This is a genomic window from uncultured Helicobacter sp. (assembly GCF_910577135.1).
Classification (GTDB): domain Bacteria; phylum Campylobacterota; class Campylobacteria; order Campylobacterales; family Helicobacteraceae; genus Helicobacter_C; species Helicobacter_C mastomyrinus.
Genome location: NZ_CAJTLL010000034.1, coordinates 1 through 3044, shown reverse-complemented (window position 1 = coordinate 3044; position 3044 = coordinate 1). Strand labels below are relative to the sequence as shown.

At 36.8% G+C, this 3044-nt stretch carries 5 protein-coding genes; 1 reads left to right on the top strand and 4 read right to left on the bottom strand.

Going from position 1 to position 3044, the window contains the following annotated elements:
- The 4 genes from QZ289_RS10340 to QZ289_RS10325 all read right to left on the bottom strand — a co-directional run.
- The coding region (locus QZ289_RS10340; RefSeq protein WP_295702295.1) for a hypothetical protein at positions 1–491 on the bottom strand (491 nt) is incomplete at its 3' end.
- A 14-nt stretch (positions 492–505) separates the two neighbouring features.
- Complete coding sequence (locus QZ289_RS10335; RefSeq protein ID WP_295702293.1) at positions 506–1528, bottom strand: phage tail tape measure protein; 1023 nt, start codon at positions 1526–1528, stop codon at positions 506–508.
- A gap of 5 nt (positions 1529–1533) precedes the next feature.
- Positions 1534–2100: a phage tail tape measure protein gene (locus tag QZ289_RS10330; RefSeq protein ID WP_295702297.1), complete on the bottom strand. Its 567-nt coding sequence runs from the start codon at positions 2098–2100 to the stop codon at positions 1534–1536.
- Positions 2101–2154: 54 nt separating this feature from the next.
- A complete protein-coding gene (locus tag QZ289_RS10325; protein ID WP_295702291.1) occupies positions 2155–2556 on the bottom strand; it encodes a hypothetical protein in 402 nt (133 codons plus the stop codon).
- 101 nt (positions 2557–2657) lie between these two features.
- Between QZ289_RS10325 and QZ289_RS10320 the strand changes: the two genes are divergently transcribed.
- On the top strand, positions 2658–2954 hold the full coding sequence (locus tag QZ289_RS10320) for a hypothetical protein (RefSeq protein WP_295702289.1): 297 nt from the start codon (positions 2658–2660) through the stop codon (positions 2952–2954).
- The last annotated feature ends 90 nt before the right edge of the window (positions 2955–3044 follow it).

Here is a 3044-nt window from a genome sequence, read left to right as displayed (position 1 = left end):
TACACCAACACCCCGCTTATACTCAACTCCTTTGTATGATAAGTGATATTCCTAGAATTATCCATAAGCCAATCTTTGCTTTTAGAGTGAAACTTATCAATGATGATTTTTCTATTCACACTTGATTCTAAACTTGAGTAAGAAAGTGGCACTCTTTGCTTTATTTTTGCTACAAGCCCATTGAAATGCTCCAAATATTCCACAAAGACTCTCGCCTCAAAGCTTACTCTCTCCTCATTGCCCCCAAGCTTTAAATAGTAGTTTGTGCTTATGCTCTCTACCTTTGTGATACCAAGATTGAGCTCATAATCAATGCTTTCAATATTATGAAAGACACTAAAGATAAATTTATCTATTTTAATAAGCTTTTCATTCTCTTTTGGGCTTATGCTTTGCAAAGGAGAGCTTTGAAATGCCCTTTGTTTCTTAAAATTTTCCTTGTGTTTTAACTCATTTGCTTGAGAGGCTAAAAGATTGCGTATATTTATCATTGGGCTATCCTCTCTCAATCCGCATAGGAATAACTATAAGCATTTATCGCTTCTGCTACTTCATTTGCACTTGCAGTGGTATTGATATAAATAGTCTTATTGTCATTGATAGCTCTATTTTGTGTGTTATTGTAGAAGTTTTGTGCATTTTGGGTTTGGGTGTGAATGGTCTTTTCTACCACACCATTTGTATCAAGACTAGCAGGAGTATCATCTGAATCTGTAATGCCTAAAAAATCAGTTACTGCCCTTGCACCGCTTAAGATTTTATCAATACCTTTGCCTATAAAGTCAAATATATCCATAAACCACTCTGTTATAGGAGAGATTGCCTCTTTTATCCACTCCCATACCGCAATGAGCTTAGGTGCTATACTCTCCCAATTTTCGCACACGGACGCAATAGCTAATCCTATCCCCACTATTAATGCCCCTATGCCTGTGCTAAGTAACGCTCCTTTGACACTCCACATAGAGACTTTAAAGAGTTTAGAAAATGCACTTGTAGCTATCCCCCACGCTTTTGTGGCAAGAGATGCTCCACCCATAGCAAGGGTATAGGCTTTTGTAGCTATGGTGGAGGCAACTAATCTTATTTTATGTATTGCCAATGCTTTATTAAGTCCAAATATCAATTGAAAAGGATAAAAGAATAATGTCTTTAATGCACCCCAAGAAGCTACAACAATCCCTATTGCTTTACCAAGAGCCATACAAGCTGGAATCATCAATGTAATTCCTGATATAAGTGGGCTTTTCTCTAAAAAAATAGCAATAGAGCTAGATATATCTGCTATAATTTTTAATCCACTAGCCAATGGTGGCAAAAACACGCTTCCTATTGCATTAGCTATTCTCCCAAAGCTATTTTCCATAAGCACCATAGCATTCGCAGTCGTGTTGCTTACTTCATCAAATTCCTTTTGCATAGAGCCTAAATAATTATCTTTATTGGCTACAAGCCCTAGAATCTTATCAAACTCGTCCATATTAGCGGTGATTTGTGCGATTTTAGGTCCTGCTTCTTCTCCAAACATATCTTTCAAAATACCTTTTTTTCACTTTGCTCCACACCCTCAATGCTTTTTAGCACGCTCCTTATACTTTCTAATGGGTTATTCCCCACCATCTCTTTTAACTCTTCCCCGCTTAAGCCTATCCTGCCTAATGCACTTTTAAATCGTGCCGTGCCTCCATCGGCATTGCCTAACACGCTTAGCATTTTATTGATAGCCGTTCCTGCTTGATCGGCTGGAATCTTCATATTAGCAAATGCTCCTGCAAGTCCTGCTGTTTGCTCCGCACTTAAGCCAATAGTCTTTGCCATACCGCCTATTCTCCCTAGTATTGCTACAACCTCTCTAGGACTTCCTGCACTCTTTGTCCCTATGTAGTTAATAGCATCGCCTAACTCTTTTACAGAATCAATGCCTATGCCCATCTTTTTCATTAATCCTGCGATGGTATCTCCTGCCTCTGCTGTCCCCATATCAAAGGCAATGCTTATCTTTGCTACTACATCAGTAAAAGGGACAAGGATATTTTTATCTAATCCTAGCTGTCCACCACTAGCTACGATTGCGCTTAGGTCTTTGGCAGCTAGAGGGATAGTTTTGGTTAATCCCCAATCTCTTTTTCAAAGCTTTTAAGCTCATTTTTACTCTCAAACTCTACAACCTTTTTTTACATCAGACATAGAGCTTTCAAACTCCATTGCCACAGATATGGGTTTGCTTACCAATCCTTTAAATGAAGCATAAAGCCCAAGTAATTGATACCGCATAGAATCAATCTTGGCATTTGCCTCTTGCAAGTCTAAATCAAGTTTTACCTTCATTGCCTCTTTTAACTTTTTTTGTATATCATCAAAGGCTTTTGTGGGTAGTTTAGGTCCTTGCAATGCCTTGCCGATATTAAGCTCATTTTTGAGCTTATCATTAAGCTTTTTGATAGGCTCTTCTAGGCTTTTACTCAAAGATTGGGTTGTATCTTTAGTTATTTTATCAATAGCCTTGCTTAATTGGCTCAATTCAGGGATAAGCTTTAAAGAAATTTGCGTTTGCATAGATGTCCTTGATTAAAAGATAAATTTGTAATATAATCAATTATAGAGCTTATAGCACACCTAAATACAAGGAATCTCATAAAATGCTAGAAGAAAAATAAGTGAAAGAAGTATTTCAATTCCTTGCTATCTTTGGGCTATTTATACATATGCTTTGGATAGTATTTGCTACGATATATGCTTTTTTTACCAATGATATAGATATGATGGGCTATGCTCTTCTCTCTGCTTTTATATTTTTTATTGCATTGCTTGTATTATTTCTTGCCTCTATGTATATTTATTGTTTTGTAATGCTTGTATATACACCGCTATCACTTATTGTAATGCTTATTGCAGAGTATGTAAGAGAGTTCTCAAACGTTATAATGCGTTTGAGAGATAAAAGAAAATATTAATGAGTGGGGACAGATTGGGGACAAAAGAAACCTTAATCCCTATATGAGGGAATTATAAACAATATTTATCGAATCCCTTCCTCTCTGCCA

What these genes read in the sequence shown, in the direction of transcription:
- QZ289_RS10325 (WP_295702291.1), bottom strand. Translation starts at nt 2,556, where the DNA reads ATGCAAACGCAAATTTCTTTAAAGCTTATCCCTGAATTGAGCCAATTA.
- QZ289_RS10335 (WP_295702293.1), bottom strand. Translation starts at nt 1,528, where the DNA reads ATGTTTGGAGAAGAAGCAGGACCTAAAATCGCACAAATCACCGCTAAT.